The sequence below is a fragment of the Streptomyces corallincola genome (genome assembly GCF_019104725.1).
Lineage (GTDB): Bacteria > Actinomycetota > Actinomycetes > Streptomycetales > Streptomycetaceae > Streptomyces > Streptomyces corallincola.
Window position 1 is genome coordinate 59,771 of the sequence record NZ_JAHRXF010000005.1, and the last position, 25,940, is coordinate 85,710.

Annotated in this window: 26 protein-coding genes; 15 read left to right on the top strand and 11 right to left on the bottom strand. The window is 73.0% G+C overall.

The window, feature by feature from the left end:
• Positions 1–2: 2 nt before the first annotated feature.
• Genes KUM39_RS05750 through KUM39_RS05760 form a run of 3 tightly spaced genes read right to left on the bottom strand, consistent with a single transcriptional unit; the run spans position 3 to position 2,960 of the window.
• Complete coding sequence (locus KUM39_RS05750) at positions 3–761, bottom strand: SDR family NAD(P)-dependent oxidoreductase (protein ID WP_217784291.1); 759 nt, start codon at positions 759–761, stop codon at positions 3–5.
• Entirely contained in the window at positions 758–2,095 is a 1,338-nt protein-coding gene (locus KUM39_RS05755) for an enolase C-terminal domain-like protein (RefSeq protein ID WP_217784292.1), read from the bottom strand. The genes KUM39_RS05750 and KUM39_RS05755 overlap by 4 nt, the downstream gene beginning before the upstream one ends.
• Positions 2,096–2,108: 13 nt before the next feature.
• On the bottom strand, positions 2,109–2,960 hold the full coding sequence (locus tag KUM39_RS05760; RefSeq protein ID WP_217784293.1) for a fumarylacetoacetate hydrolase family protein: 852 nt from the start codon (positions 2,958–2,960) through the stop codon (positions 2,109–2,111).
• A 616-nt stretch (positions 2,961–3,576) separates the two neighbouring features.
• Here KUM39_RS05760 and KUM39_RS05765 point away from each other — a divergent pair.
• The 12 genes from KUM39_RS05765 (at position 3,577) to KUM39_RS05820 (ending at position 15,652) form a co-directional block, all read left to right on the top strand.
• Complete coding sequence (locus KUM39_RS05765) at positions 3,577–4,623, top strand: sugar ABC transporter substrate-binding protein (protein ID WP_217784294.1); 1,047 nt, start codon at positions 3,577–3,579, stop codon at positions 4,621–4,623.
• 135 nt (positions 4,624–4,758) lie between these two features.
• Positions 4,759–6,387: a sugar ABC transporter ATP-binding protein gene (locus KUM39_RS05770; RefSeq protein ID WP_217784295.1), complete on the top strand. Its 1,629-nt coding sequence runs from the start codon at positions 4,759–4,761 to the stop codon at positions 6,385–6,387.
• Between the two features lie 2 nt (positions 6,388–6,389).
• Positions 6,390–7,430 (top strand): ABC transporter permease, encoded by a 1,041-nt coding sequence (locus tag KUM39_RS05775; RefSeq protein WP_217784296.1) that lies wholly within the window; start codon positions 6,390–6,392, stop codon positions 7,428–7,430.
• 85 nt (positions 7,431–7,515) lie between these two features.
• Positions 7,516–8,217, top strand: coding sequence for a FadR/GntR family transcriptional regulator (locus tag KUM39_RS05780; RefSeq protein ID WP_217784297.1), 702 nt, complete (start codon positions 7,516–7,518; stop codon positions 8,215–8,217).
• A gap of 186 nt (positions 8,218–8,403) precedes the next feature.
• Positions 8,404–9,348 carry an AEC family transporter gene (locus KUM39_RS05785; protein ID WP_217784298.1) on the top strand — a complete coding sequence of 315 codons (945 nt, stop codon included), beginning with the start codon at positions 8,404–8,406 and terminating at the stop codon, positions 9,346–9,348.
• A 72-nt stretch (positions 9,349–9,420) separates the two neighbouring features.
• Positions 9,421–11,079 carry a malonate decarboxylase subunit alpha gene (gene mdcA / locus KUM39_RS05790; protein ID WP_217784299.1) on the top strand — a complete coding sequence of 553 codons (1,659 nt, stop codon included), beginning with the start codon at positions 9,421–9,423 and terminating at the stop codon, positions 11,077–11,079.
• A gap of 7 nt (positions 11,080–11,086) precedes the next feature.
• Positions 11,087–11,989, top strand: coding sequence for a triphosphoribosyl-dephospho-CoA synthase (locus tag KUM39_RS05795; RefSeq protein ID WP_217784300.1), 903 nt, complete (start codon positions 11,087–11,089; stop codon positions 11,987–11,989).
• A gap of 3 nt (positions 11,990–11,992) precedes the next feature.
• Entirely contained in the window at positions 11,993–12,280 is a 288-nt protein-coding gene (locus tag KUM39_RS05800; RefSeq protein ID WP_217784301.1) for a malonate decarboxylase subunit delta, read from the top strand.
• On the top strand, positions 12,277–13,215 hold the full coding sequence (locus KUM39_RS05805) for a biotin-independent malonate decarboxylase subunit beta (RefSeq protein ID WP_217784302.1): 939 nt from the start codon (positions 12,277–12,279) through the stop codon (positions 13,213–13,215). Before KUM39_RS05800 ends, KUM39_RS05805 begins: the two co-directional genes overlap by 4 nt.
• Positions 13,212–14,018: a biotin-independent malonate decarboxylase subunit gamma gene (gene mdcE / locus KUM39_RS05810; protein ID WP_217784303.1), complete on the top strand. Its 807-nt coding sequence runs from the start codon at positions 13,212–13,214 to the stop codon at positions 14,016–14,018. The genes KUM39_RS05805 and mdcE overlap by 4 nt, the downstream gene beginning before the upstream one ends.
• Positions 14,019–14,024: 6 nt before the next feature.
• The gene (locus KUM39_RS05815) at positions 14,025–14,720 is read left to right on the top strand and encodes a malonate decarboxylase holo-ACP synthase (RefSeq protein WP_217784304.1); all 696 of its coding nucleotides are present in this window, start codon (positions 14,025–14,027) and stop codon (positions 14,718–14,720) included.
• Positions 14,717–15,652 carry an ACP S-malonyltransferase gene (locus tag KUM39_RS05820; RefSeq protein WP_217784305.1) on the top strand — a complete coding sequence of 312 codons (936 nt, stop codon included), beginning with the start codon at positions 14,717–14,719 and terminating at the stop codon, positions 15,650–15,652. Before KUM39_RS05815 ends, KUM39_RS05820 begins: the two co-directional genes overlap by 4 nt.
• 57 nt (positions 15,653–15,709) lie before the next feature.
• Here KUM39_RS05820 and KUM39_RS05825 read toward each other — a convergent pair whose 3' ends face one another.
• Together KUM39_RS05825 and KUM39_RS05830 are read right to left on the bottom strand one after the other, a co-directional pair.
• Positions 15,710–17,068 (bottom strand): cytochrome P450, encoded by a 1,359-nt coding sequence (locus tag KUM39_RS05825; protein ID WP_308288046.1) that lies wholly within the window; start codon positions 17,066–17,068, stop codon positions 15,710–15,712.
• Positions 17,058–18,110 (bottom strand): (-)-delta-cadinene synthase, encoded by a 1,053-nt coding sequence (locus KUM39_RS05830; RefSeq protein ID WP_246619661.1) that lies wholly within the window; start codon positions 18,108–18,110, stop codon positions 17,058–17,060. Before KUM39_RS05830 ends, KUM39_RS05825 begins: the two co-directional genes overlap by 11 nt.
• 561 nt (positions 18,111–18,671) lie before the next feature.
• On the opposite strand from KUM39_RS05830, the gene KUM39_RS05835 reads away from it, so the two are divergent.
• On the top strand, positions 18,672–19,127 hold the full coding sequence (locus tag KUM39_RS05835; protein ID WP_217784307.1) for an SsgA family sporulation/cell division regulator: 456 nt from the start codon (positions 18,672–18,674) through the stop codon (positions 19,125–19,127).
• A gap of 31 nt (positions 19,128–19,158) precedes the next feature.
• The gene (locus KUM39_RS05840) at positions 19,159–19,635 is read left to right on the top strand and encodes a hypothetical protein (protein WP_246619662.1); all 477 of its coding nucleotides are present in this window, start codon (positions 19,159–19,161) and stop codon (positions 19,633–19,635) included.
• 36 nt (positions 19,636–19,671) lie between these two features.
• Here KUM39_RS05840 and KUM39_RS05845 read toward each other — a convergent pair whose 3' ends face one another.
• Positions 19,672–20,697: an EamA family transporter gene (locus KUM39_RS05845; RefSeq protein ID WP_217784308.1), complete on the bottom strand. Its 1,026-nt coding sequence runs from the start codon at positions 20,695–20,697 to the stop codon at positions 19,672–19,674.
• Between the two features lie 130 nt (positions 20,698–20,827).
• Here KUM39_RS05845 and KUM39_RS28670 point away from each other — a divergent pair, with 130 nt between their 5' ends.
• Positions 20,828–21,349 (top strand): CGNR zinc finger domain-containing protein, encoded by a 522-nt coding sequence (locus KUM39_RS28670; RefSeq protein ID WP_217784309.1) that lies wholly within the window; start codon positions 20,828–20,830, stop codon positions 21,347–21,349.
• A 37-nt stretch (positions 21,350–21,386) separates the two neighbouring features.
• Here the strand turns inward: KUM39_RS28670 and KUM39_RS05855 are convergent, their stop codons facing one another.
• The 5 genes from KUM39_RS05855 to KUM39_RS05875 all read right to left on the bottom strand — a co-directional run bounded on the left by KUM39_RS05855 (position 21,387) and on the right by KUM39_RS05875 (position 25,893).
• Entirely contained in the window at positions 21,387–21,875 is a 489-nt protein-coding gene (locus tag KUM39_RS05855) for a TetR/AcrR family transcriptional regulator (RefSeq protein ID WP_217784428.1), read from the bottom strand.
• Positions 21,876–22,066: 191 nt separating this feature from the next.
• Positions 22,067–22,819, bottom strand: a complete 753-nt coding sequence (locus KUM39_RS05860; RefSeq protein WP_217784310.1) for a zf-HC2 domain-containing protein — start codon at positions 22,817–22,819, stop codon at positions 22,067–22,069.
• A complete protein-coding gene (locus KUM39_RS05865) occupies positions 22,816–23,391 on the bottom strand; it encodes a sigma-70 family RNA polymerase sigma factor (protein WP_217784311.1) in 576 nt (191 codons plus the stop codon). Before KUM39_RS05865 ends, KUM39_RS05860 begins: the two co-directional genes overlap by 4 nt.
• A 275-nt stretch (positions 23,392–23,666) precedes the next feature.
• Positions 23,667–23,906, bottom strand: a complete 240-nt coding sequence (locus KUM39_RS05870) for a DUF1653 domain-containing protein (RefSeq protein ID WP_217784312.1) — start codon at positions 23,904–23,906, stop codon at positions 23,667–23,669.
• A 40-nt stretch (positions 23,907–23,946) separates the two neighbouring features.
• Positions 23,947–25,893 carry an FHA domain-containing protein gene (locus KUM39_RS05875; RefSeq protein WP_372455709.1) on the bottom strand — a complete coding sequence of 649 codons (1,947 nt, stop codon included), beginning with the start codon at positions 25,891–25,893 and terminating at the stop codon, positions 23,947–23,949.
• Positions 25,894–25,940: the final 47 nt, after the last annotated feature.

Consider the following 25,940-nt stretch of genomic DNA (forward strand, 5'->3'; position numbering starts at 1 on the left):
GCTCACGACTGTCCCGCCGGACGCAGCCGCAGGCCCTGCATGCCTCCGTCCACCGCGAGCGCGGTGCCGGTGACGGACGCCGCGCCGGGACCGGCGAGATAGACGATGGCCTCGGCCACCTCCCGCGCGCTCACCAGGCGTCCCATCGGCTGCCGGGCGTTGAGCGCGGCGCGCTCGGCCTCGGCGTCGTCGGCCGAGTCCAGCAGCCGGGCCACCCACGGGGTGTCCGCGGTGCCGGGGTTGACGCAGTTGACCCGGATGCCCTCGCGCACGTGGTCGGCGGCCATCGCCAGGGTCAGCGACAGGACGGCGCCCTTGCTGGCCGAGTACAGCGCACGCTGCGGAAGCCCGGCGGTCGCGGCGATGGAGCAGGTGTTGACGACGGCCGCGTGCGCGGAGCGGCGCAGATGGGGCAGGGCGGCGCGGGTGGTGCGCACCATGCCGACCACGTTCACGTCGAGCACCTGCCGCCACTGCTCGTCCGGGTTGTCCTCGACCGTGCCCTGCGCGCCGATGCCCGCGTTGTTGACGACGATGTCGATCCCGCCGAGCCGCGCCGCCGCGCTCTCCACCGCCTCCCGTACGGAGCTGTCGTCGCCGACGTCCGCGCGCAGCGCCGTCAGGTGCTCCGGGGCCCCGTCGGGCGCGAGGTCCAGCACGGCGACCGACGCGCCCCGCTCGGCCAGCAGCAGGGCGGTGGCGAGCCCGATCCCGGACGCGCCGCCGGTCACGACCGCCCGCAGTCCGGTCAGCTCCGTCATACGGCCTCCTCCTGTGCGGCCCGGTCGGCGGTCCAGAACACGCCGTCGGGATAACGGAACTCGGTGATCGACTCCGCGCGCATCGTGGCGGAGAAGCCGGGGGCGAGCGGGGCGGCGTAGTGGCCGTCGCGCATCACCACCGGTTCGGTGAAGTGCTGGTGCAGATGATCCACGTACTCGATGACCCGGCCCTCGGTGGTGCCCGACAGCGCCAGGTAGTCGAACATCGACAGGTGCTGTACGAGTTCGCACAGGCCGACCCCGCCCGCGTGCGGGCACACCGGCACCCCGAACTTGGCGGCCAGCAGCAGGATCGCCAGGTTCTCGTTGACCCCGCCGACCCGTGCCGCGTCGATCTGGAGGACGTCGAGCGAACCCGCCTGGAGCAGCTGCTTGAAGACGATGCGGTTCTGCACGTGCTCGCCGGTGGCCACCCGGACCGGGGCGACCGCCTGCCGGACGGTCGCGTGCCCGAGGACGTCGTCGGGGCTGGTCGGTTCCTCGATCCAGTAGGGATCGAACTCGGCGAGCGCCTTGGTCCACTCGATCGCCTCGGCCACGTTCCACCGCTGGTTGGCGTCGATGGCGATCCGTACGCCGTCGCCCACGGCGGCCCGCGCGGCGCGCAGCCGCCGCACGTCGTCCTCCAGGTCCGCGCCGACCTTCAGCTTGATCTGGGTGAACCCGTCGCGTACGGCCTCCTCCGCCAGCCGCGTCAGCTTCTCGTCGGAGTAGCCGAGCCACCCCGGCGAGGTGGTGTAGCCGGGGTAGCCGCGGCGCAGCAGCAGTTCCTCGCGCTCGGCCAGACCGCGTCTGCCCTCGCGCAGCAGGCCGAGGGCGTCCTCGGGGGTGAGGGCGTCCGCGATGTAGCGGAAGTCCACCTGGGAGACCAGCCACTCCGGATCGGCGTGCGCCAGCAGACGCCACAGCGGTTCACCGGCCCGCTTGGCGGCCAGATCCCAGACGGCGTTGACCACGGCGCCGATCGCCATGTGCATCACGCCCTTCTCGGGCCCCAGCCAGCGCAGTTGGCTGTCGCCGATCAGGTCGCGGCTGAGCGAGCCGGGGTCCGCGCACAGTTCCTCGACGGACCGGCCGAGCACATGGGAGCGCAGCGCGTCGAGCGCGGTCACCTGGATCTCGTTGCCACGCCCGATCGTGAACGTGAAGCCGTGGCCTTCGAGGCCGTCGCCCGCGTCGGTGCGCAGCACCACGTACGCGGCCGAGTAGTCGGGGTCCGGGTTCATCGCGTCCGAGCCGTCCAGCTCCCGTGACGTGGGGAAGCGGACGTCATGGGTGTCCAGGGCGGTGATCCTGGCGGATGTCGCGGTCAAGGGAGGCTGCCTTTCAGGCCTGGGCGAAGGTCTGGCGCTGGGTGCCGAGGCCGTCGATGCTGAGTTCGACGGTGTCCCCGGCGCGCAGGTAGGGGTTGCCGGGCAGCCCCAGGGCCACCCCGGCGGGCGTTCCGGTGTTGATGACGTCGCCCGGCTCCAGCACCATGTACCGGCTGAGGTACGCCACGATGTGGTGGACGGCGAAGATCATGTCGCCGGTGTGGCCGTCCTGGCGCTTGGTGCCGTTGACGTCCAGTCGCAGCCGGAGATCCTGCGGGTCGCCCACCTCGTCGGCGGTGACGAGCCACGGGCCGAGCGGGTTGAACGTCTCGCAGGACTTGCCGAGGTCCCACTGGGGCGAGTATTCGAGCTGGAACTCGCGCTCGGAGACGTCGTTGCTGACCGCGTAGCCCGCGATCACCGCCGCGGCCTCCTCGGGGCCGTCGAGGTACCGCGCCCGGCGGCCGACGACCACCGCCAGCTCGACCTCCCAGTCCGTCTTCACCGAGCCGCGCGGAATCAGGACCTGGTCGAAAGGTCCGACGACCGTGCCGGGGTCCTTCATGAAGACCACCGGCCGCTGGGGGATCGCGGCGCCCGTCTCGGCGGCGTGGTCGCGGTAGTTGAGGCCCACGCAGACCACCTTGCCGGGGCGGGCGACGGGGGCTCCGACGCGCAGTCCGGCGGGGTCGAGTTCCGGCAGCCCGCCCGCCTCGACGGCGGCCCGCGCGCGGGCCACCCCGTCCCCGGCGAGGAAGGCGCCGTCGATCTCGGAGGTCACGGAGGACAGGTCGAGGAGGGTGCCGTCGTCGGCGAGGACGGCGGGCCGCTCCTCACCCGGTGCGCCGACTCGTAGCAGTTTCACTTGCCCGTTTCCTTGTCATGGGGGGTCGCCGTGCGTGCGCCGCCGCCGGGCGCACCGAGGGTCCGGCTTGTCCGGGCCATGATCATCCGTGATCATCTGCACCCACAGTCATCGGATGTATGGCGGCATGGCGACTGTAGCTCCAGGCCGTCGCGCTGACAATGGAGCCGACGGCGGACCGCCTCGGACGACCGCTCCGCGTGGGGATGCGGTGCCCCCGTGCCCCTCCCCCCAACACACAGGTCAGCAAGGGGCATCGGAAGACGGGGAGGGAGACGGCGCATGGCTCGGCATCCGGGCGCGGTCCGCGTCCGAGAACCCCGGTACGAAGTCTTGTCAACGCGGGGGGCACCGTCGTAACGTCCTCCGCGTCCCGAGATACATCGGAGGAATGAGGCAGGTTGCGCGACGGGCCCAGCACGGTCCGGCGGGTGGCCGTTCATCCGCCGACCCTGTCACCGGCGCCCGCACCTCCTCTCCCGCCGGGAGCGGTCCGCGTCCACCGGTCCCCGACCCGTCCGCTGTCCGGCAGCGGCCTCACCGCGTACCGCACCCGGCGAGACCGCTCCTGCGCCCCTTCCCGCGGCTCCCAGCCGGCCTAGGAGAGATCACGGCCATGACCACCGCCCGCACCCGTTCCCTCGCCGCGGCCACCGCCGTCCTCGCGGTGCTGAGCCTCGCCACCGCCTGCAACCGGGAGAGCGCCTCGTCGCCCGCCGGACAGGGCAAGAAGGCCGCCATCGGCATCGACCTGCCCCGCTCCGACTCCGACTTCTGGAACTCCTACGCCGACTACCTGCGCAAGGACATCAAGTCCGACGGCGTGGACGCCCTGCCGCTGAGCAACTCGCAGAACGACGTCACCAAGCTCGTCGCCAACGTCCAGGTGTTCCGGCAGACCGGTGCCAAGGCCGTCGTCATGGCCCCCCAGGACACCGGTGCCATCGCCTCCACCCTCGACACCCTGGCCTCGGCCAAGATCCCGGTGGTCAGCGTGGACACCCGGCCCGACAAGGGCGACGTCTACATGGTGGTGCGCGCCGACAACCGCGCCTACGGCACCAAGGCCTGCGAGTTCCTCGGCAAGCAGCTCGGCGGGAAGGGCAAGGTCGCCGAACTCCAGGGCGCGCTGGACTCCATCAACGGCCGCGACCGTTCGGAGGCCTTCGCCGCCTGCATGAAGCAGAAGTTCCCCGCCATCAAGGTCTTCGAGCTGCCCACCGACTGGAAGGGCGACGTCGCCTCCGCCAAGCTCCAGTCGCTGCTCGCCCAGCACCCGGACCTGAACGGCATCTACATGCAGGCCGGTGGCGTGTTCCTCCAGCCGACGCTGGCGCTGCTGGAGCAGAAGGGCCTGCTGAAGCCGCCGGGCGACAAGAAGCACATCTCGATCATCTCCAACGACGGCATCCCGCAGGAGTTGGACGCCATCCGCAAGGGCCGTATCGACGCCACCGTCTCCCAGCCCGCGGACCTCTACGCCAAGTACGCGCTGTACTACGCCACCGCCGCCGCGCAGGGCAAGGAGTTCAAGCCCGGCGCCACCGATCACGACTCCACCATCGTGAAGATCCCCAACGGGCTGGAGGACCAGCTCCCGGCACCGCTGGTGACCAAGGAGAACGTGGACGACAAGGCCCTGTGGGGCAACAACGTCGGCTGACGCCGCACCGCCCGCCCGGGCGGCCGGTGCGGGACCCGCGGCCGTACGCGCCTCGTGGCCCCGCACCGCCCGGCACCCCGCGCGGGCCCGCACCGCCGCACCCCGCACACCCGCACCCGAAGGACGGCAACCACCATGACGGACACCGCGAGCGGCACGGCGGCCGACTCCGGGCGGCCCGCGCCGCCGGTGGCCGAGGCGACCGGCATCGGCAAGAGATTCGGGGCGACGGTCGCCCTGCGCGACGCCCGCATCCGGGTCGCCGCGGGCGAGTCGCACGCCCTGGTGGGACGCAACGGCGCCGGCAAGTCCACGCTGGTGTCCGTCCTCACCGGCATCCAGCAGCCCGACACCGGCACCCTGCGCTTCTCCGGCGAACCGGCGCCCGCCTTCGGCGACATCGACGCCTGGCGCACCCGCGTCGCCTGCGTCTACCAGCACTCCACCGTCATCGGTGAGCTCACCGTCGCGGAGAACCTCTTCCTCAACCGGCAGAGCGAGGGGGCCGTCCGCCCGATCCGCTGGCGGCAGCTGCGGCGACGCGCCACCGAACTGCTCGGCGAGTACGGCGTGGAGGTCGATCCCGCCGCCCGCGCCCGCGACCTCACCGTCGAGCAGCGGCAGTTCGTCGAGATCGCACGGGCCCTGTCCTTCGGCGCGCGCTTCATCATCCTCGACGAACCCACCGCCAAACTCGACGCCCGCGGCATCGCCCGCCTCTTCGACCGGCTCCGCGCCCTCCAGCGGCAGGGCGTCGCCTTCCTGTTCATCTCCCACCACCTCCAGGAGGTCTACGACCTCTGCGCGACGGTCACCGTCTACCGCGACGCCGGGCACGTCCTGACCGCACCCGTCGCGGAGCTGGGCCACCAGGCGCTGGTGGAGGCCATGACCGGCGAGACCGCCGGACGGGCCCCGTTCGTCGCCGGACCGCCCCCGGCCGTCGCCACGCCGGGCGCGGACCTGCTGGCCGTCGAGCACCTGACCCTGCCCGGCGCCTGCGAGGACCTCTCGCTCACCGTCCGCTCCGGCGAGGTGGTCGGCCTCGCCGGAGCCGCCGCCAGCGGCAACGTACGGGTCGGTGAGACCGTCGCGGGGCTGCACCGCGCGGCCGGGGGAGCGGTCACCGTCGCCGGACGCGGTGTCCGGCTCGGCAGCGTGCCCTCCGCCCTCGCCGCGGGCGTCGGCCTCATCCCGGAGGACCGGCACCTGCAAGGGTTGGTCGCGGGCCGGAGCGTGGCGGAGAACGCCACGCTGACGGTCACCGGCCAGCTCGGCCCGTTCGGCACCGTGCTGCCCGGCCGCACCCGGACGTTCGCCCAGCGCATGATCAGCGACCTGGACATCAAGACACCGGGCGCCGCCACCCCCGTCTCCGCGCTCTCCGGCGGCAACCAGCAGAAGGTCGTGGCCGCCCGCGCCCTGGCCACCGACCCGCACGTGCTGGTCGCGGTACGTCCCACCAACGGCGTGGACGTGCGCTCCAAGGAGTTCCTGCTCGGCAGGATCCGGGACGTGGCCGCCGACGGGAAGGCGGCCCTGATCGTCTCCGACGAACTGGACGACCTGCGCGCCTGTGACCGGGTCGTCGTCATGTTCCACGGCCGGGTCGTCGCCGAGTTCGGCGGCGGCTGGCAGGACGAACACCTGGTGGCGGCGATGGAGGGCGTCGGAGCCGCCGACGACGACGATCCGCCCGCGTCCGGCACCGCCCCCGCGTCCGGCGCCACCCCCGCATCCGGTACCGAAGAGCACGGAAGGTAGCCATGTCCGCCACCACAGATCTCACCGAGCCCGCCGCGAGCACGGCTCCCCCCGCGGGCGGGGGGAGCGGGCGACGGCTGGACCTCGGCCGGTTCCGGGACCTGTCCCTCGTCCCGGCCATCCTCGTGCTGATGGTGATCGGGTTCATCGTCTCGCCGGCCTTCCTCACCGCCGACAACCTCATCGGCGTGGCCCAGCAGTCCACCGAGCTGAGCCTGCTGGTGCTGGCCGCCGCGCTCATCCTCATCTGCGGGCGCATGGACCTGTCGCTGGAGTCCACCATCGGCGTGGCCCCGGTCGTCGCCGTCTGGCTGGTGCTGCCGACCAGCGGGGGCCGGTTCAACGGTCTCGGCCTGCTGCCCGAGTGGACCGCCGTACCGCTCTGTCTGCTCGTGGGCATGGTGATCGGTGCCGTCAACGGCTTCCTGATCCTGAAGCTGCGGCTCAACGGCTTCATCGTGACCCTCGGCGGTCTGACCATGCTGCGCGGCCTCCAGGTGGCGCTGTCCAAGGGGCAGTCGATCGTGGACCTGCCGCCCTCGTTCACCTACCTCGGCCGGGCCTCCTGGCTGGGTGTGCCCGCCGCGATCTGGATCTGCGCCCTGCTCTTCGCGCTCGGCGGCTGCGCGCTGGCCTGGCTGCGGCACGGGCGCGCGCTCTACGCCATCGGCGGCAACCCGGCCGCGGCCCGCACCGCCGGTATCCGCGTGGACCGTGTCGTCTGGCTCGTGCTGATCCTGGGCAGCCTGCTCGCCGCGTTCGCCGGCATCCTCTACAGCGGGCACTACGGGTCCATCTCCGCGACCCAGGGCAGCGGCTGGATCTTCCAGGTGTTCGCCGCCACCGTGATCGGCGGGGTCAGCCTGAACGGCGGCAAGGGATCGGTGGTCGGCGCGCTGACCGGTGTGCTGACCCTCCAGCTCGTGGTGAACGTCATGACGCTGGCGGGCGTACCGCCCCTGTGGAACCAGTTCCTCAACGGTGCGATCATCATCGTCGCGCTGGTCATCTCCCGCTTCGCCTCCGGCGAGAAGCAGGAGTAGCGGAGCGTCCGCGGACCGGACGCGCCGACCCCGCGGCCGTCCGGACGCGTTCTCCCCCCACGACTCGGCACGAAGAGGCATCCACGTGGCACTGACCGACGAGGCCATCGACAAGATCAAGGGAATGATCGTGTCCGGCGAACTGGCCCCCGGTTCCCGGCTGCCCAAGGAGGAGATCCTCGCCGGTCAGCTCGGGCTGTCCCGGAGTTCGCTGCGCGAGGCCGTACGGGCGCTGACCGCGATGCGCATCCTCATCACCCGCCAGGGCGACGGCACCTACGTGTCCAGCCTGGAGCCGCACGTCCTGCTGGACGGGCTGTCCTTCGCCGCGGACGTCTCCCGCGGCCGGACCGCCCAGCAGCTGCTCCAGGTGCGCCGGATGCTCGAACCGCAGGCCACCGGGCTGGCCGCCGCCCTGCTCGGCCCGGACGACCTCGAAGAACTGCGCGGCATCCTCGACCTGAGCAGGTCGGCGACCACCGTCGAGGAGTTCGTGGCGCACGACATCGCCTTCCACCTCCGGATCGTCGAGGTCATCGGCAACCCGGTGCTGTCGCTGCTGCTGAGGGTGCTGTCCACCCGGACCCAGCGCGCGCGCATCGTGCGCGGCAGCCGGATGGACCACGCCCTGGAGAACGCGCACCGCGACCACGAGGAGATCCTGCACGCGCTCCAGGCCCGTGACTCGCTGCTCGCGGTGTCCGCCGCCACCGTGCACATCGCCGCCGTCGAGCAGTGGCTCGCGGACGGGCTGGACGACGCGTCGCTGCGGGACATGGGCGACTGAGGCGTCCCCGGGGCGGGACACCCGGCGCCGGGCGGCCGTGGGTGCCGTGGCCTGTGGCCTGCGTCACTCCTGCGGTGGCGGCCGGTCCGACGGAGCTGGTCAGCGGCCCTTACTGATGGGCAAAGGATGGCTTGACCGTCAAATGACGCATTGGTGGCGTAAGGCACCTCGCTGCATGATCGTGTCATGGCCCACGAAATCGCTGCGGCTCTTCTGCCTGTCTTCTTCGTGCTCATCCTCGGCTACGCGGCCGGGCGCTACAAGATCGTGGACAACCGTGACGTGTCGTCCATCAACCGGCTGGTGATGACCTTCGCCATCCCGACATCCCTGTTCCTTGCCATCACCTCCACCACGCGGGCCGACATCGTGTCCCACGGCGGCTACATCGCCGTCGTGGTCATCTCCCTCTTCGTCGTCTACGCGGCCGTGCTGCTCCTTGAGCTCAAGGTGTTCAAGCACGACAAGGGCGTCGCCTCCGTGCAGGCCCTGACCGTCTCCTTCCCCAACTACGCCTCGATCGGGCTGCCCCTGTCGGCGGCGGTGATCGGCAACGAGGGCGCCATCGCCGTGGCGATCGGCATCGCGCTCGGCTCCGTCACCGTCTCGCCCATCACGCTGGCACTGCTGGAGGACTACAGCCACGGGGCCGACGCCCCCGGCTCCGCCCTCTCGCACTTCGGTTCCGCGCTTCTGAAGTCCGTGCGCAAGCCCATCTTCTGGGCGCCGATGCTCGCCTTCGTGCTGGTCCTCGCCGGGGTCCGGCTGCCCGAGCTGCTCGGCACCACCCTCAAGCCGATGGCCGCCGTCGGCGCGGGCGCCGCCCTCTTCCTCACCGGTCTGATCCTCTCCGCGCAGAAGATCGTCTTCGGCACCGGCGTGGCCATCGGCGTGGTGGTCAAGAACGCGCTGATGCCCCTGTTCGCCTGGGGCCTGTGCGTGCTGTTCGGTCTCGACCGCCTCGCCACCGCCGAGGCCGTCCTGCTGATCGCCCTGCCCTCCGGCTTCTTCGGTCTCGTCTTCGGAGCGCCGTACGGGGTACTGCCGAAGGTCTCCGGATCGACGCTGATGCTCTCCACCGTGGCGGGGGTGATCTCCCTGTCCGTCGTCATCGGCCTGCTGCCCGTCTGACGCCCCCGCGCCGGACATCCGTACGACACATCCCACCCGCCCGGCCCACGACGCCATCCCGGAAGGAATCCCATGACATCCGACCCCGCCGCCCGCTCCTGGAGCACCCGCCGCGCGGACAAGGCCAGCCGCATCGAGCGCGCCGCCGCCCTCGCCGACGGCAAGGTCATCCCCACCGAGCGCGCCACCGCCGCCCTGGAGGCCCTCCTCGAACCCGGCGACAAGGTCATCCTGGAGGGCGACAACCAGAAGCAGGCCGACTTCCTCTCCCGCTCGCTGGCCGCCGTGGACCCCGGCCGCGTGCACGACCTGCACCTGCTGCTCTCCACGTTCTCCCGCCCCGAACAGCTCGACCTCTTCGAGGACGGCATCGCCCGGCGCACCGACTTCGCCTACGCCGGTGCCCAGTCCCACCGCGTCGCCCAGCTGCTGGCCGACGGCAAGATGGAGGTCGGGGCGATCCACACCTACGTGGAGCTGTACGGCCGCCTCTTCGTGGACCTCATCCCGAAGGTCGCCCTGGTCGCCGCCAACGCCGCCGACCGCAACGGCAACCTCTACACCGGGCCCAACACCGAGGACACGCCCACCCTGGTCGAGGCCACCGCCTTCCGCGACGGCATCGTCATCGCCCAGGTGGACAAGCTCGTGGACGACGTCACCGACCTGCCCCGCGTGGACATCCCCGGCGACTGGATCGACTACGTCATCCCCGCCGACCGCCCGTACCAGATCGAACCGCTCTTCACCCGCGACCCCCGTGGCATCACCGAGGTGCAGATCCTCATGGCGATGATGGCCATCCGGGGCGTCTACGAACGCCATCAGGTCACCACCCTCAACCACGGCATCGGCTTCGACACCGCCGCCATCGAGCTGCTGCTCCCCACCTACGGGGAGTCCCTGGGGCTGCGCGGCAAGATCGCCAAGAACTGGGTGCTCAACCCGCACCCGACCCTGATCCCGGCCATCGAGTCCGGCTGGGTGGAGTCCGTGGTCGCCTTCGGCGGCGAGGTCGGCATGGAGAAGTACTGCGCCGCCCGCCCCGACGTGTTCGCCACCGGCCGCGACGGCAGCCTCCGCTCCAACCGGCTGCTCGGCCAGAACTCCGGCCACTACGCGGCGGACATGTTCATCGGCGCCTCCCTCCAGATCGACCGGGACGCCAACTCCTCGACCGTCACCCACGGCCGCCTCTCCGGCTTCGGCGGCGCACCCAACATGGGCGCCGACGCCCGTGGCCGCCGCCACGCCTCACCCGCCTGGCTCGACCTCGCGTACGGCGTGGACGGCGTCGAACGCGGCCGGAAGCTGGTCGTCCAGACCGTCGAGACGTACGCCAAGGGCGGCGTCCCCAAGCTGGTCGAGTCGCTGGACGCGGTGGACGTCGGCAAGAGCGCCGGGCTCCCGGTCGCGCCCGTGATGATCTACGGCGACGACGTCACCCACGTCATCACCGAGGAGGGCATCGCCTACCTCTACAAGGCGCGTGACCTGGAGGAACGCCGGGAGGCCCTGGCCGCGATCGCCGGAGTCAGCCCCATCGCGGGCAAGCACGACGCGGCCCGCGAGGAGCGGCTGCGCCGGGACGGCCTCATCGCCCTCCCCTCCGACCTCAAGGTCGCCCCCGGCGACGCCAGCCGCAGCCTGCTCGCCGCGAAGTCCATCGAGGATCTGGTGACGTGGTCCGGCGGACTGTACGACCCGCCGGCCAAGTTCCGGAGCTGGTGAGGCAGCCGTGAGCGTCACCGCCGTCAACACCGTCGGCCCCGGTCCCGCCACACCCTCACCCACGGCCCCCACGCCCCACACCCCCGACCTCCTCGCCGACCTCGCCGTACGCGCCCTGACCGACGAGGCCCGCCTGACCCCCAAGCCCGGTCTGGTGGACCGGCGCGGTTCCGGGGCCCATCACGACATGGACCTCGGCATGCTGCTGGCCTCCGCCGAGAGCCTGCGGGACGGCTTCGCGGACATGGCGCGCGCGGCCCGCCGCATCGGTACGACCGGACCCGCGCTGCGCGGCGAACTCGCCCGCGTCGGACGGGCCGCCGAGACCCGGATGCTCGCCGTCACCGGCGGGGTCAACACCCACCGGGGCGCGATCTGGGCGCTCGGCCTGCTGACCGGCGCCGCCGCGCTCGGCACCGGCGACCCGTGCCGCCTCGCCGCCGAGACCGCCCGGCACCCCGACCCGGCCGCACCGCGGCCCGGCCTCACGCACGGCGCCCTGGTCCGGCTCCGGTACGGCAGCGGAGGTGCCCGCACCGAGGCGCAGCGGGGGTTCCCGCACGTCCGCCGGGCGCTCGGCACCCTGCGGACCGCCCGCGCGGCCGGTGCCGACGAGACACAGGCCCGGCTCGACGCGCTGCTGTCGCTGATCGCCGCCCTCGACGACACCTGCCTGCTGCACCGGGGCGGACGCGAGGGACTGGCCCTGGCACAGAGCGGCGCCCGCGCCGTACTGCACGCCGGGGGAACGGCGACCCCCGCCGGACGGACCCGGCTCGCCGCTCTCGACACCGCGTGCGCCGACCGCCGCCTCTCACCCGGCGGCAGCGCCGACCTGCTCGCCGCCGCGCTCTACCTGGACGCCCTCGACCGGGCACCGGCCACCCGACCCCTCTCCCCGCGGAGCTGACTCATGGAACAGCACACCCTCACCTTCCCCGGCGGCGCACCGGTCGCCCGGCGCTCGCACGTCGGCGTCGTCGGCTCCGGCGACCTCGAAGTGCTCCTCGAACCGGCCGACGACGGTGTCACCATCGATCTGCGCACCAGCGTCAACGGGTTCGACGCCACCTGGACGGCCGTCCTGGAGCGCTTCTTCTCCCGCGCGGGCATCGCCGCGAAGGTCCAGATCAACGACTTCGGAGCGACCCCCGGCACGGTGGCGCTCCGCCTCGCCCAGGCAGTGGAGGCCGCCAAGTGAACGCCCAGACCGACACCCCCACCGGAACGGTCACCGACACCGTCCGCACCCCGGCCGTCGTCCTCAAGGACGCCTTCACCGAGCTGTCCGCCCGCGAGCGTGCCGCCTCCCTGCTGGACGAGGGCACGTTCCGTGAACTCCTCGGCCCCTTCGAGCGGCTGGAGTCCCCGCACCTCGCCCCGCAGGGCATCGTCCCGCAGAGCGACGACGGCGCGGTGGTCGCCCGCGGCACCCTCGGCGGCGAACGCGCCGTGGTCGTGGCGCTCGACGGCAAGTTCCAGGGCGGCGGCATCGGCGAGGTGAACGGCGCGAAGCTCGCCGCCGCGCTCGAACTCGCCGCCGACGACTGGGAGTCGGGCAAGCCGATCCGGCCCGTGGTGCTGCTGGAGACCGGCGGCATCCGGCTCCAGGAGGCCAACCTCGGCCTGCTCGCCATCGCGGACATCCACGCGGCCATCGTCCGGCTGCGCCAGTACACCCCCGTGGTCGGTGTCGTCGCCGGGATGGTCGGCTGCTTCGGCGGCATGGGCATCGCCGCCGGACTCTGCACCGACCTGGTCGTGACCCGGCAGGGCCGCCTGGGGCTGAACGGCCCCGAGGTCATCGAACAGGAGGCGGGCGTGGAGGAGTTCGACTCCCGCGACCGCGCTCTGGTCTGGGCGACCATCGGCGGCGCCGCGCGGGCCGCCACCGGACTGGCCGAACGGCTGGTGGACGACGACGTGAGCGCCGTGGCCGACGCCGTGCACGGCGTCTTCGCCGCCGGGGGCACCGAGCCGCCGCGCAGCGCCCGGGTCGAGGACGCCCTCGCCCTCCTCGCCCGCATCGACCCCGCCCGCCGCCTCACCGCCCGCGACCTGGCCGAGCTGTCCGGCCTGCCCAGCCCCACGGACCTCACCGCCCTCACCGACGAGCCGAACGGAGCAGCCAAGTGACCACCGACACCGCGCAGCAGCAGTCCCGGGGCCGTGACTGGTTCACCCGTCTCACCGGTGCGGCGGGCACCACCCGGCTGGGCTCCGTCCTCTCCGCCGAGGGCCGTCTCGGGGACGAGACGGTGCAGTTCATCGCCGTCGTACCCGACCCGCAGGGCAGGTTCCCGCGCGCCCACGCCGGTGAGACCGGTCTGGAGGAGGGCTGGACGCTGGCCGCCGAGGTGGACAAGGTGATCGCCGCCGACGCGGACCGGGACGTCAAGCGGCCCATCGTCGCCGTGGTCGATGTGCCCAGCCAGGCGTACGGCCACCGGGAGGAACTGGTCGGCATCCACCAGGCGCTCGCCGCGTCCGCCGGTGCCTACGCCGCCGCCCGGCTCGCCGGGCACCCGGTCGTCGCGTTCATCGTCGGCAAGGCGATCAGCGGCGCGTTCCTCGCGCACGGGCTCCAGGCGAACCGGCTGGTCGCCCTGGACGACGACGCCGTGCAGGTCCAGGTCATGGGCAAGGAGGCCGCCGCGCGGATCACCCGCCGCACCCTCGCGGAAATGGCCGAGGCCGCCAAGAGCGTCCCCGCGACCGCCTACGACGTGCGGTCCTTCGCCACCCTCGGCGCACTGCACCGGCTGCTGCCCGGCGACACGGACCTGGAGCAGGCCCGCGAGGTGCTGGTCGAGACGGTGGCCGACGCGCGGAGCGGTCCCCGCGACCTCTCCAGCCGCCTCGCCTCGCCGGAGGCCCGGCAGGCCCGTGCCGCCTCGGCCGAGGTCCGCAGCCGGCTGGCCGCCGCCTGGGAGGCGTGAGACCAAGTGATCCTGGAAGCAGTGGAGTCGGGGCGGGTGTCCGGTGCGGACGCGGCGGTGTTCCTGCCGCACGACCTGCTGCACCTGGCCGACCCCGGCCGCCTGGCCCCCGCCCCCTGCGCGGGCCCGGACCGGCCGGGCTGGGTGCGGGACAGCCTCGCGGCGGCCCCCTGGGCGGTCGTCCGGCGGGCCCCCGCGCCGCCCGGTCTCGTCCCGGTCGGCGTCCGGGGCGCGGAGCGCGGGCACCGCTGGGCGGCCTTCGTCCCGGCCGGGACGGTGGCCGCCCGGCTGCGCCCGGAGCAGCTGACCGGCCGCCCGGCCCCCCGTGACCTGCCCGTCTTCCGCGCCCTGACCGAACTCGCGCGCACCCCGCGCCCCGCCTGGGCCACCGCCTGGGGCCCCGGCGGCAGCGCGGGTTTCGAACTCGCCACCGGCCGCCCGACGGCCCGTACGGGGAGCGACCTGGACCTGGTGGTGCGGGTCCCGGCGCCCGTCGCCGCCCCGGAGGTGGCGCGTCTCCTGGCCCGCCTGGCGTCCCTGCCCCTCCGTGTGGACGTCCAACTCCAGTCCCCCTGGGGCGGGTTCGCGGCAGCGGAGTACGCCCGCGACACCGGCGAAGTGCTGCTCCGTACCGACACCGGCCCGGTGCTGGTGCGGGACCCCTGGAGCCGGGCCACTCCTCCCCTCGGAGACCTCGTATGAGCACCGTGTTCCTCTTCTCGGGGCAGGGCGAGCAGTACCCCGGCATGCTGGCCGACCTGCCCCGGCACCCGGCGGCCCGTGCGGTCCTGGACGAGGTGTCGCGTGAACTGGGGCATGACGTGGGCGAGTTGGACGACCGGGAGGCGTTGCGCTCCAACGCCAATGTCCAAGTCGCCCTGTTCACCGCCGCTGTGGCCTCCTGGCGGGTGGTGGACGCGCTCGGTGGGCGGGCGGAGTTCGTGGCGGGCCACTCCATCGGCGCGTTCGGGGCGGCCGTGGCCTCCGGGGCGCTCTCCCTCACGGACGCGCTCGGGGCCGTACGGGTACGCGGGCGGGCGATGGAGGCGGCGTATCCCAGCGGGTACGGGATGGGCGTCGTGCTGGGGCTGGACGAGCGGGCGGTGGCGGAACTGGCGGAGCGGGCCGCGCGGCCCGGTGAGCCGGTGTACGCCACCAACGTCAACGCGCCCCGGCAGATCGCGGTGTCCGGCGCCGACCCGGCCGTGGACCGCGTACTGGAACTGGCGGGCCCGGCCGGTGCCACCAAGGCCGAGCGGCTGCGGGTCAACGTGCCCGCGCACTGCCCGCTGATGAGCGGCCCCGAGGAACAGCTCGCCGCCGTACTGCGGGACGTCAAGTTCGCCGGCCCCACCGTGCCGTACGCGGCGAACCGCACCGGCCGCACCCTGCGCTCGGCGGATCAGGTCCGCGAGGACCTGATCCGCTCGGCGGCCAACCCCGTCCGCTGGCACGACGCGGTCAGCGTGCTCTACGAGCGCGGGGCCCGCCTCTTCGTCCAGATGTGGCCCGGCGACACCCTCAGCCGCCTCGCCGCCACCGCCTTCCCGGACGCCCGTGCCACCAGCCTGCGCGAGACGGGCCCGGACCACGTCCTGGAACTGGTGCGCAGGGAGGCGGCGGGGTCCGGGTAGGGCCGCGGCGCCCGCCGGGGACTCGGCGGTGTCACCCGTCAACCGGCCGACCGGCGTTCAGGACCCCTGCCGTACGGCCGCCCCGGGCCGGTCCGCCGGGCGCCCGGCACGCGCGGTGACGGTCATGCGCACGGGGGCCGGACCGAGCGTGGCCTCCGGTACGGGCACGAGGTCGCCGCCGGGCTCGGGATCGAGCTGCCAGCGTGCCGCCACGGCCGCGGTGAGCAGGGTGAGTTCGCCGAGGGCGAGGTCCTTGCCGGGGCAGCTGTGCCGTCCGGCGCCGAACGGCAGGTAGGCGCCGCGCGGCGGCTGGGGGTGGAGTGCGGGGTCCCAGCGGTCGGGGTCGAAGGACTCCGGCTCGGGGAACCAGCGGGGGTCCCGGTGCAGGGAGTAGGGGCTGTAGAACACCTGGGCCCCTGCCTTCAGGGGGTGACCGCCGACCTCGCAGGCGGTGACCGCGCGCCGGGGGAACAGCCAGATCGGCGGGTACAGGCGCAGGGTCTCCTGGACGACGCGGTGGGTGAGGACGAGGTCCGGCAGGTGCGCGGAGGTGACCGGGCCGTCCCCGACGACGCGGTCGATCTCCCGCCGGACCCGGTCGCGGACGCGCGGGTGCCGGCTCAGCAGGAGGAAGATCCAGGCCGCCGCCGCACCGGTGGTGTGGCCTCCGCCGATCAGCAGGGACGTGACGTCGTCGTGGACCTGTTTCGCGTCCGCCCCGGCGGCCAGCTCCGCCAGCACCGGGTTGGTGCGGTGCTCCTCGACGAGCGCGTCCACCACACGGTGCACGTCCGCCAACGCGGAGTGGTAGCGCGTCCGTTCGCGTCCGGGGAGCCGGTCGAGCAACGCCGCCGCCGGGCCGTAGGCGCGGCGGGCGAGACCGCCGACGATGACCGGCAGCGCCCGGTGCAGGATGTGCGCGCAGCCGGGCGGCATGGGGCGGCCGAAGACGGTGGCGGCCACCGAGTCCATCGCCAGTTCGGCCGTCTCCGCGTTCAGGTCGATGGTGCCGCCGTCCTCCCAGACCGCCGTCCGGGCGGCGACGAGATCGGCCAGGGTGTCGAGGTAACCGGGCAGCCGGGCGGAACCCAGGAGGGGCTGGACGGCGCGGCGGCGGTCGCGGTGATGGACGCCGTTGGCCACGACCACACCCCGTCCGAACAGCGGCTCGGCCTTGGTGAAGGTGTCCCCGCGGTCGAAGCGGCCCGCGGGGCCGGTCAGCACCGCCAGGAGCAGATCGGGGTGGTTGACGACGTAGGCGGGCTGTCGGCCGAGACGGAACTCCACGAGGTCGCCCAGCGCCCGCTGCCGGTCGAGGAAGGCCAGCGGGTCGGTGAGCAGGCCCACCGCGTGCCCGACGAGGGGCAGACCGCCCGGTACCCGGGGCGGGCGGGGCGCGATCGTCTCATCGGACACCGGTACGGGAGCCTCCTTCCGCGGTCGCATCGACCGCCGCTGCCGCCGGGGTGCCTTCCGCGTCGTAGCGGGGGGTGCGCAGGCCCCACTCCAGGTGTCCGCGTACCCAGATGAGCAGCGCGGCGGCGTAGTGGTCGGCCTCCCCGTGGGAACCGGTGAGCTCCCGGTGGGCGCGGTAGTGCGTCCGCAGCCGCTCCTCGCAGGCGTCGGCCACGATCCCGACGGCGGCCTGCCGGTCCAGTTCCCGGTGGTGCGCGGTGACGAGGACGAGGTTGTGCGGGTCGCCGTACGCGGCCTCCTTGTCCGCCGTCATCAGGTCGTTGGTCCAGCACACGAGGTCGGCCGCCGCGAGCAGCATGTCCTGGCCGGGCCGGGAGGAGTGGAGGGAGGCGGGCAGGAGCACCCGGTCCGTCTTCTCGATCAGGTCGAACATGGGCATGACCGCCCCGAACGCCCGTCGCCGGGACGGGAATTCGGCCAGCGAGGGAACCTGCCCGCCCTGCCGGTGGGCCGCCTGCCAGACACACGCGGCGAGGTAGTCGGCCACGTTCCGCCGGAACCGCAGGCGCCATCCCGTGGGCATGTCCGCGCAGGCCCGCTCGATGATCTCCGCCAGAGCGCGCCCCATCGGGGAGTCCGGGCCGGACAGGCCCAGGGCGACCGCCTGGAGTCCTTCGAGATACAGCTCCAGCTGGTCGGCGTCGCGGCCGAGCGCGCTCTCGTCGATCCGGTCGTCCAGCAGGAACAGCCAGGACATCCACATGGCCACCAGCGCGAGATCCGCCTCACCGGCATCGGGGTGGCACCAGGCGGCCAGCAGCCCCGGACGTATCCGGCGCAGATTCCCCAGCTCCACCGGGTCCTCGCTCAGCTCCGCCGATTCCGCCCAGCTCGTGGCCGCCTCGTCGGCCGCGCGGGCGTACGGGCTGCACCGGGCCGGAAGATCCCAGACCGCTGATCCCGCCAGGACCGGGGAAGCCGAGCGGGACGCTCCGACCCGCTGCGCCGGGATGTCAGCGGCGATCAGTTGCCCTTGTTGCATGTCGAAGCCTGTTCCACGAGAGAAGGGGGGGACGACGTTCTGGGGGCCGGACGGCAGCCGATCCGGATGCGGACGGTTCACGGGCCCTGGGCCGAAGTGCCTGCCGGTGGCGCGGCACGCCTGGAGTATCGCAGCGCGTCGGCGCCCGTGGACGGGTCTCCAGGTGTCACCTTCTGGCCATGCGGAAGAGGACACCGCCGAGGCTGCCGCGCGGAGGGGCCACCTCCGGGCGCCGGGGCTCCTCCGGCCCGGCCCGCCGGTACGGCGACGGTCCGCGGGTCCGCGCGACGCCGGGCACAGTCGCCGTACGGCCCACCCGCCCCAGTAACGGGCGGGCCGCACGGAGGGGACGGAAACCGCAGGTCGGCCGGGGGACGACTGGCCGCGAGGAGGAGTTGCGGCGCGCGGGCCGGTGGGGGTGTGACCGATGACGGTGCCGGAGGCGTACGTCGATCGGGGAGTCGTTCCCAGTCACTCGACGGATGCCCTCACGGCGGCCCGGCGGCCAAGCTGAGGTCAGAACGAAGGCCCGGACACAGCCGGACACAGGCGGAGGAGCCCATGAGCGGGAAGCAGTTCGAATCGGGGGCGCGGCAGCAGCGCGCGACCAGCCAGCTGGAACCGTTGACGGTGACCGCGCACCGCGTGATGTGGGAGACCAGAATCCCGCTGCGCGCCGAGTTCCGTTTCGACACCACCGAGCCCCTGCTCGTGACCGTGGTGTTCCGTCCGGCGGACGGCCCGGCGGTGACCTGGCAGATCAGCCGCGACCTGCTGTGCGACGGCCTGCTCCAGTCCAGCGGCATCGGCGACGTCCGGGTCTGGCCCGTTCGCCACCGGGGCCGCCCGCTCGTCCGGGTCCGCCTGGAGGCACGCGGCAGCACCGCTCTGTTCGAGATCAACCTGCACGTCCTGGAGGACTGGCTGACCCGCACCTGCGAGCTGGTCGCGCCGGGCGAGGAACTGGACGGGGTGGACTGGGACGCCGTCGTCGCCGGTCTCCTGGAAGACCGGTGACACGGTGACCACGGAACTTCGGAGGGACGACATGACGACGCAGGAAAGCTCGCTCCACCCGCACCGGCTGCCGCCCACGCGGGCCCGGCACCGCCGCCACACCGCCCCCCTCGGACCGCTGCCCGTCCACGAGACCACCACCCGGACCCCGCCGACGGAGCTGCGTTCCGTCAGCCGGACCCCGATGCCCGCCGGGGTGCGCGGCGCGGTCGTGACCTCGGTCGCCGCCGTACCGGGCGGCACCCTGAAGACGGTCTGGGTGCCCGCCACCCAGGAGCGCCTGCCCGCCGGGCGCATCGTGCTCTCCTGGGAACCGGCCGGTGAGGGCCTGACGACCGTCACCGCCCACCTGCGGCTGGCCCGCGGCGAGGTCCTCCTCGCCACCTGGCCCCTGCTCACCGGCGAGTGGTCCGACACCGTCCGCCCCACCCTCGCCGAGGTCACCGAACTCCACGCCGCCCTGCGCCTCGCGGCGAACATCCTGGAGGAGACGGCGGGCCGCGAGTGAGCACCCGCCGCGAGCCGGACCGTACGGCGTGAGCGTTCAGCCGTCGCGGTCGCCCGGGGCGCGGGACTCCTCCACCGCGTGCCCGGCCACGGGATCAGGCGCCTGCCCGGCCACGGGTCCCGGTACGGCGTCCGGCGCGCTGCCGTCGCCCTCCGCGCCCGGCCGCAGCTCCTTCCCGACCCCCTCGTCCCCCTTCCCCGCGCCCGCCTGGCGCCGGACCGTCCAGGCCCCCGCCGCGACCACCAGTGCCATCGCGGTCAACTGCCGTACGGTGAGCCGTTCGCCGAGTGCCAGGTAGCCGATCAGGGCGCCGACCGCCGGGCTCAGGGCCAGCAGGACACCGAAGGCGCGGGCGTCGATGCGGCGCAGCAGGGTCATGTCCAGGGAGTACGGGATCACCGAGGACAGCAGGGCCACCGCGAGACCCGGCAGCAGCACCCACGGACGGGCGGCGACCGTGCCGCCGCCGGAGAACGCCGACACGGGCACGAGGACGCACGCGCCGCAGGCCAGCGCGATGGCGAGGCCGCCGAAGTCGGGGAAGAGCCGGCCCAGGCGCCGGTTGAGCACGACGTAGGTCGCCCGGCACACCGCGGCGAGGCAGCCCAGCGCCACACCCACCGCCGGGAGCGACGCGCCCGGTGTCGCCAGCAGCAGCACGCCCGCGAGCGCCAGGACCGCCGCCGCCAGATGGGCCGCGCTGCGGGACAGCGCCGCCGACAGCAGCAGCGGGCCGAGCAGCTCCAGCGTGGCGGCGACACCGATCGGGAGATGGTCCAGCGCCTGGAAGTAGGCCAGGTTCATCACCGCCAGGGTCAGGCCCAGCGCGAGCGCCGCCCCCCACTGCGCACGGGACACGGCACGCAGCTTGGGCCGGACCAGCGCGCACATGATCACGGCGGCGAAGCCCAGGCGTATCCCCGCGAGCGCGGTCGGACTGATCGTCCCGTACGTGAGCTTGGCGACCGCCGCACCCGTTTGCAGGCTGGCGACCTGCCCGAGCATCAACAGCGGCGCGACCAGCGCGGTCGAACGCCGGGGGAGCGGTGTGGGGTGCGACATGGGGAGGGGCGGCCCTTTCACGGGTCGTGGGGGGTGTGCGGCGGGCCGTACGCCCGTGCCGCACGCCGGAGGTCCGAGCGGCACCAGGTCATCCGCTCATCCGTTCTTCACACCATGATGTAATCCCTTTGTGCACTTCAACCATTACGGCGGTGACGCGGCCCGGCTCGGTGCCGACCTCGTCAACCTCCCCGCCCCGCCCGCACCGGAGGACCTGGCCGCGCTGCTCGCCGCGCACGGGGTCGCCCGCCGGGCACTGGACACCGCGCGGGCACGGGAGATCTGGGAGTGGAGCCGCCGCCTGTCCGCCTGCTTCGGGCCGACCTCGCTGGAGGAGCGCGTCCGCGCGGTCAACGCCCTGCTCGCGGACGCGTCCAGCCGCCCGCGGATCTCCCTGCACGACGGACACCCGCACCTGCACTACAGCGCCCCGGACGCCGATCCCGCCGCCCACGTCCGCGCGGTCACCGCCGCCGGGCTCGCCTACGTCGTCTGCTTCGCCGGTGCCGACCGCCTCGGCCGCTGCGCCCGCGAGGGCTGCGGCACCGCCTACGTGGACACCTCGCGCAACGGCCGCCGCACCTACTGCACGGTGCGCTGCGCCAACAACGACGCGGTCGCCCGGCACCGGAGGCGCACCAACGGGCCGTGAGGGAACGTGAGGGAAAGGGAGTCCGTGGCTCGGTCCGTCAGTGCGCGCCGAGGCCGCGGAGGAAGGTGTCCACCGCCGTGTCCGCCGCCTGCGCGGGGGTGAGGGCGGGGAGGCCGTGGGAGGCGAGGTGCATGACCTGGCGCAGGAGGCCGCCGGCCCAGCCGTCCGGCAGGCCGGGGCGGAGCAGGCCCTCGTCGGCCGCGCGCCGGAGGAAGTCGTCCACCTCGGTGATCAGGACGTTCCGGCGGGCGCGGATGGACTCCTCGGCCCGCATCCGGGTCAGCTCCACCGGCCAGGCGCGGTTCACCGCGATCACGCCCTCCATGTACCGGTGCAGGGCGACCGTCACCGGTGCCTCGCGCAGCCGAGCCTCCGCGACGACCCTCTCCAGCGCGTCCAGCCGGGCCGCGTACACCGCGTCCAGCAGGGCTTCCCGGGTGGCGAAACGCCGGTAGACCGTACGCCGGTCCACCCCGGCCTCGGCCGCGATCGCCGCGATGCTCACGGCCGGGTCGTCGGCGAGCATACGGGCCCCGGTCCGCAGGACCAGCTCCAGATTGCGCGCGGCGTCAGATCTCACGTGCGCATTATAGACACGAGACAGTGCCATTTGGCGTCCTTTATGGCACGTCAGTGTGGCAGAACGGATGCTTCCCGGCGTTCCGCCGGGAAGCCCCGCCACACGCACCGGGACGCCCGGCGGGCGCCCCGGTTACCTCAGGTGGGCCGTACCGTGACGAACCGCTTGCCCTGTTCGTTCTCGACCACTATTTCCCTCACGTGGTCCGGCGCGACCGCGGCGGCGCCGTCCAGACCGCCCTGGCCCAGCGGCGGGAACGCGGTGGGGCCGCCGTTCCCCGGGATCACCCAGCCCAGCGCGGTCTCCTGGGCGCCGTCGTCCGAGACGACGACGACTCTGCACCGTTCGCCCGCCGGGATGCCGGTGACCGCCGCGTTGATCTTCACCCAGTCGTTGACCGGGGTCAGTTCTACGCGCATCGCCGCCTTCGTCGTGCTGTCGGTGGCCGACGCGACGCGGACGCCCGGCGGGAGGCCGCCGGGCGCCGGAGTCGTGCTCGCGGGCGCGCTCGTCGCGGGCGGACCCGCCACCTCGCGCGCCGTGCCGTTGCCACCGGCCGCGTACCCGCCGAGAAACAGGACGGCGGCCGAGGCGGCCGCGCCGATTCCGACGACCAGCGAACGGCGACGCCAGGCCCCGGCCTCCTCGGCGCGGACCTGGCGCAGCGTGCGCTGGAGCAGGAGGTCACCGCCCTCGGGCGGGCCGTCCAGAAACGCCTCGGGCGGCACCTCGCCGAGGGCCGCTTCCATCTCCCGCAGTGCCGCGAGTTCCATCCGGCACCCCTCGCACTCGGCGGTGTGTCCGTCGATCTCCGACCGCTCGGCACTGCCAAGGACGTCCAGCGCGTAGGCGCCGAGCAGTTCGTTGCCCGGATGCTGCTGCGTACTCATGCCGCGCCCACCTTCCGAAGCCTCAGGCCGTTGCCGGCGGTGTTGTCGCCGCTGCCGGCGTAGAGCTTGCGCAGCGCCTTGAGGGCGTGGTGCGCGCGGGACTTGACCGTACCCTCCGGTATGCCGAGGCGCCCGGCCGCCTCCGACGCGGTGCGACCCCGATAGTAGATCTCCACCAGGACGTCACGGTGCTCGGGCTTGAGCTTGTGCAGGGCGTCCAGCATCACGACCGAATCGACGACCTTCTCGGCGTGGTCCTGGAGCATCGGGGGATTCGCGTCGGACTCGGCGACCTCGTTGGGCCGGGCCGCCTTCGCGCGGAACCGGTCCGTGACGATGTTCCGGGCCACGGTGAGCAGCCAGCCGCGCAGGGAGCCCTGCGGGTTGGAGACGACCTCCGGATGCTTCCACGCCCGGATCAGCGTCTCCTGCACCACGTCCTCGGCCGCGGCGCGGTCGCCGGTCAGCCGGGTCGCGTACGCGAGCAGGGCCTTGCCATGCTCCGCGTACAAGGTGCGGATCAACGCTTCGTGACTCGTGGCCTGTGGGGCACGAGACCGTAGGATCGCCATCTAGCTACTCCATCCCCATGAGTTCACCAGGCACACGACATGCCCCCGGTGCGGGGTTCGGAGTTCAAACGTGACCTCCGTCACGACTTCTGATCTTCCAAGGGCCCTGTGCCATCCGCCGGATGACACCGGGTCACGCGGGCGCTGAGGCCCCGTTCTGCTTGTGTGTCCCACAATTGTTCTTCTACGTAGCCCAGTTGAGGATGGTTCAAAACCGACCGGGCCACCGGCGGACCCGGCCTCCGGGTGGCTGTCACCCGGAGGCCGGGGCGGTGTCACGCCTCCGGCTGGAGGGCGAAACGGGGGACCGTCTCGCCGTTCTTCTCCACCGACTCCTCGAACATCGTGCGCGGCCGGGCCCACATGCCGTGCTCGCCGTAGAGGGCCTGGTAGACGACCAGATCCTCGCCGGTCTCGGTGTGGCGGGCCAGACAGAGCACGCGGTAGCGGTTGCCCTTGTGGTGGACGTAGGTGCGGCCGGGCTCGTAGGAGTAGGAGCCCTCGGTGTGGGTCATGTGGTCCTCGGTTCGTTCCGTGCCGTGCGCGGGGAGCCGGTCAGGGCGCCGCGACGGCCTCCCCCGCATTGTGCGGGTTCAGGAACATCGCCTCCTGCGGGACGTGCGGGACCGGCGGGGTCTGTGGGACCGGCGGGGTCTGCGCGGGGATCTCGTCGCGGGGGTCGGGGCGGGGGACGAAGACCGGCGCGTCGTTCTGGTAGAAGATGTCGATGTCGGCCTCCTCGCCGCCGACGATCAGCGTGTCCCACGCCCCGCTCTCCTGGAGCGTCCGCAGCGTCTCCGGGGTGAGCGCCGACAGATGGGCACGGAGTTCCTCGTCGTCCGGCATGCCCGGCAGCCGGGACGCCAGCCGGTCCCGGATCGCCCCCATCCGCTCCACCAGCAGATCCAGGTCGGAACGGCGCGCGGCCGAACCGTCGTCGGGCCGCATGCTGAGCGCCACCACGTCCTTGATGGCACGGGTCACGCCCTGCTCGTCGGTGGCCACCATCGCGTTCCAGGCACGGGACTTGTGCCGGTACTGGAGCATCGACATCGCCGCCTCGTGCCGGATGAAGTCCGCGTCCCGCAGCGGGCGCCCGGTCCACGCCCGGCTCAGCGAGCGGGCCAGCGAAGTGGCCGACGCCAGACCGCTGTTGAGCCCGCGGCCCGGCCAGAAGTGGATGGCGTTGGCCGCGTCGCCCAGCAGGAACCCGAACGTGCCCGGCGTCGTCGCGGTCGGTCGGCTCAGCTGCGCCGTGAAGCGGGGCCGCTGCACCATGTCCAGCCGGAACGAGGTCACCGCCGACAGATCGTCCTCGGCCACCCCGAACAGCTTCAGTCCCTCCAGAATCCGCTTCCACAGCGGCGAGCTCCGCAGCAGCGCGGGCAGGAACAGCGTGCCGTGCGTCGGGCACACGAACTCGTTGTGCTCACCGCGCGCCATCACGCACGGCCGGGCCGCGATGCACTCCTCGAACACCTTGCGCACCGGGTCGATCCCGATGACGTTCTCGGCCTCCTCGCGGGTGAGCCGCATGTTCAGGAAGCCCTCCCCGCGCAGGGAGTTGAGCAGGAACCGGTTCTGCGACACGGCCAGTAGCACACTCATCGGGTCCCGCAGCGCCGACTTCACCCGCAGGCCCAGCACCACGTCCTGGAGGTGCTCCCCGTCCAGTGAGTAGATCGAGGAGTCGGCGGCGCCGAAGCGGGCCGCGAAGTGCTCACGGGTGCGCGACCGGCCGCCCTCGGCGATGACGAGGATGTGCTCCTTCTCTAGCCGCGCCCGCTGCTCCTCCGCGTCGAACCGCTCGGTCACCAGCCGGATTCCGGGCCGCCGGTTCGCCAGCTCCAGCAGCCGGTCCTCGATGTAGGCGATCCGGATGTTGCGTGGCGGACGCCCGTCCACCGAGTCCGGGCCGACCGGCCACATCTCCGAGAAGCCGTCCGCGTCCCCGAACAGCGCCCCGCGCACCTCGTCCGACAGCGCCAGATACTGCCGGCTCTGCACCGTGACGACCTGCTGACGGCGTACGTTGCCGTCCCGCTGGTCCTTCCAGACGACCGCGGAGCCCTCCTCGCGCCACCGCCCGTCGTGCACGGTGATCCGCACCCGCCCGGCGAGCTGCTCGTCCAGCGCCAGCGCGAACGCGAGTCCGACCGGGCCGCCACCGGCGACCGTGACACGCAGGGTGCCGGGGTCAACGGCCCGGTCCAGGCGCGGCAGCTTCAGCGAGGAGAGGTCCATGACCGTCTCCATCGCGTCCTGCGCCTCGTAGAGGAAGGTCTCGTCGCCGATGCGGATGGCGTCGCCCGACCGCAGCACGTGCCGGGTGATCCGCTCGCCGTTGACGAACGTGCCGTTGCTGCTGCCCCGGTCGTGCAGGACGAACCCGGCGTCCTCCGCGACGATCTCGGCGTGCAGCCGCGAGGCGCTGGGGCTGACGATGACGACGCCGTTGTCGCTCTTGCGACCGAACGTCAGCGGCGCACCGTCCAGAACCACGCTCTGACCAGTGAAAGGACCGGTACGTCCCACGATGACCGACGGCA

Excerpts from the sequence above, each read along its gene's own strand:
- KUM39_RS05840 (WP_246619662.1), top strand. The coding sequence starts at position 19,159 with ATGACGACGCAGGAAAGCTCGCTCCACCCGCACCGGCTGCCGCCCACG.
- KUM39_RS05820 (WP_217784305.1), top strand. The coding sequence starts at position 14,717 with ATGAGCACCGTGTTCCTCTTCTCGGGGCAGGGCGAGCAGTACCCCGGC.
- KUM39_RS05830 (WP_246619661.1), bottom strand. The coding sequence starts at position 18,110 with ATGCAACAAGGGCAACTGATCGCCGCTGACATCCCGGCGCAGCGGGTC.
- KUM39_RS05835 (WP_217784307.1), top strand. The coding sequence starts at position 18,672 with ATGAGCGGGAAGCAGTTCGAATCGGGGGCGCGGCAGCAGCGCGCGACC.
- KUM39_RS05775 (WP_217784296.1), top strand. The coding sequence starts at position 6,390 with ATGTCCGCCACCACAGATCTCACCGAGCCCGCCGCGAGCACGGCTCCC.
- KUM39_RS05855 (WP_217784428.1), bottom strand. The coding sequence starts at position 21,875 with ATGCTCGCCGACGACCCGGCCGTGAGCATCGCGGCGATCGCGGCCGAG.
- KUM39_RS05870 (WP_217784312.1), bottom strand. The coding sequence starts at position 23,906 with ATGACCCACACCGAGGGCTCCTACTCCTACGAGCCCGGCCGCACCTAC.
- KUM39_RS05800 (WP_217784301.1), top strand. The coding sequence starts at position 11,993 with ATGGAACAGCACACCCTCACCTTCCCCGGCGGCGCACCGGTCGCCCGG.
- KUM39_RS05785 (WP_217784298.1), top strand. The coding sequence starts at position 8,404 with ATGGCCCACGAAATCGCTGCGGCTCTTCTGCCTGTCTTCTTCGTGCTC.
- KUM39_RS05860 (WP_217784310.1), bottom strand. The coding sequence starts at position 22,819 with ATGAGTACGCAGCAGCATCCGGGCAACGAACTGCTCGGCGCCTACGCG.
- KUM39_RS05845 (WP_217784308.1), bottom strand. The coding sequence starts at position 20,697 with ATGTCGCACCCCACACCGCTCCCCCGGCGTTCGACCGCGCTGGTCGCG.
- mdcA (WP_217784299.1), top strand. The coding sequence starts at position 9,421 with ATGACATCCGACCCCGCCGCCCGCTCCTGGAGCACCCGCCGCGCGGAC.
- KUM39_RS05770 (WP_217784295.1), top strand. The coding sequence starts at position 4,759 with ATGACGGACACCGCGAGCGGCACGGCGGCCGACTCCGGGCGGCCCGCG.
- KUM39_RS05865 (WP_217784311.1), bottom strand. The coding sequence starts at position 23,391 with ATGGCGATCCTACGGTCTCGTGCCCCACAGGCCACGAGTCACGAAGCG.
- KUM39_RS05765 (WP_217784294.1), top strand. The coding sequence starts at position 3,577 with ATGACCACCGCCCGCACCCGTTCCCTCGCCGCGGCCACCGCCGTCCTC.
- KUM39_RS05750 (WP_217784291.1), bottom strand. The coding sequence starts at position 761 with ATGACGGAGCTGACCGGACTGCGGGCGGTCGTGACCGGCGGCGCGTCC.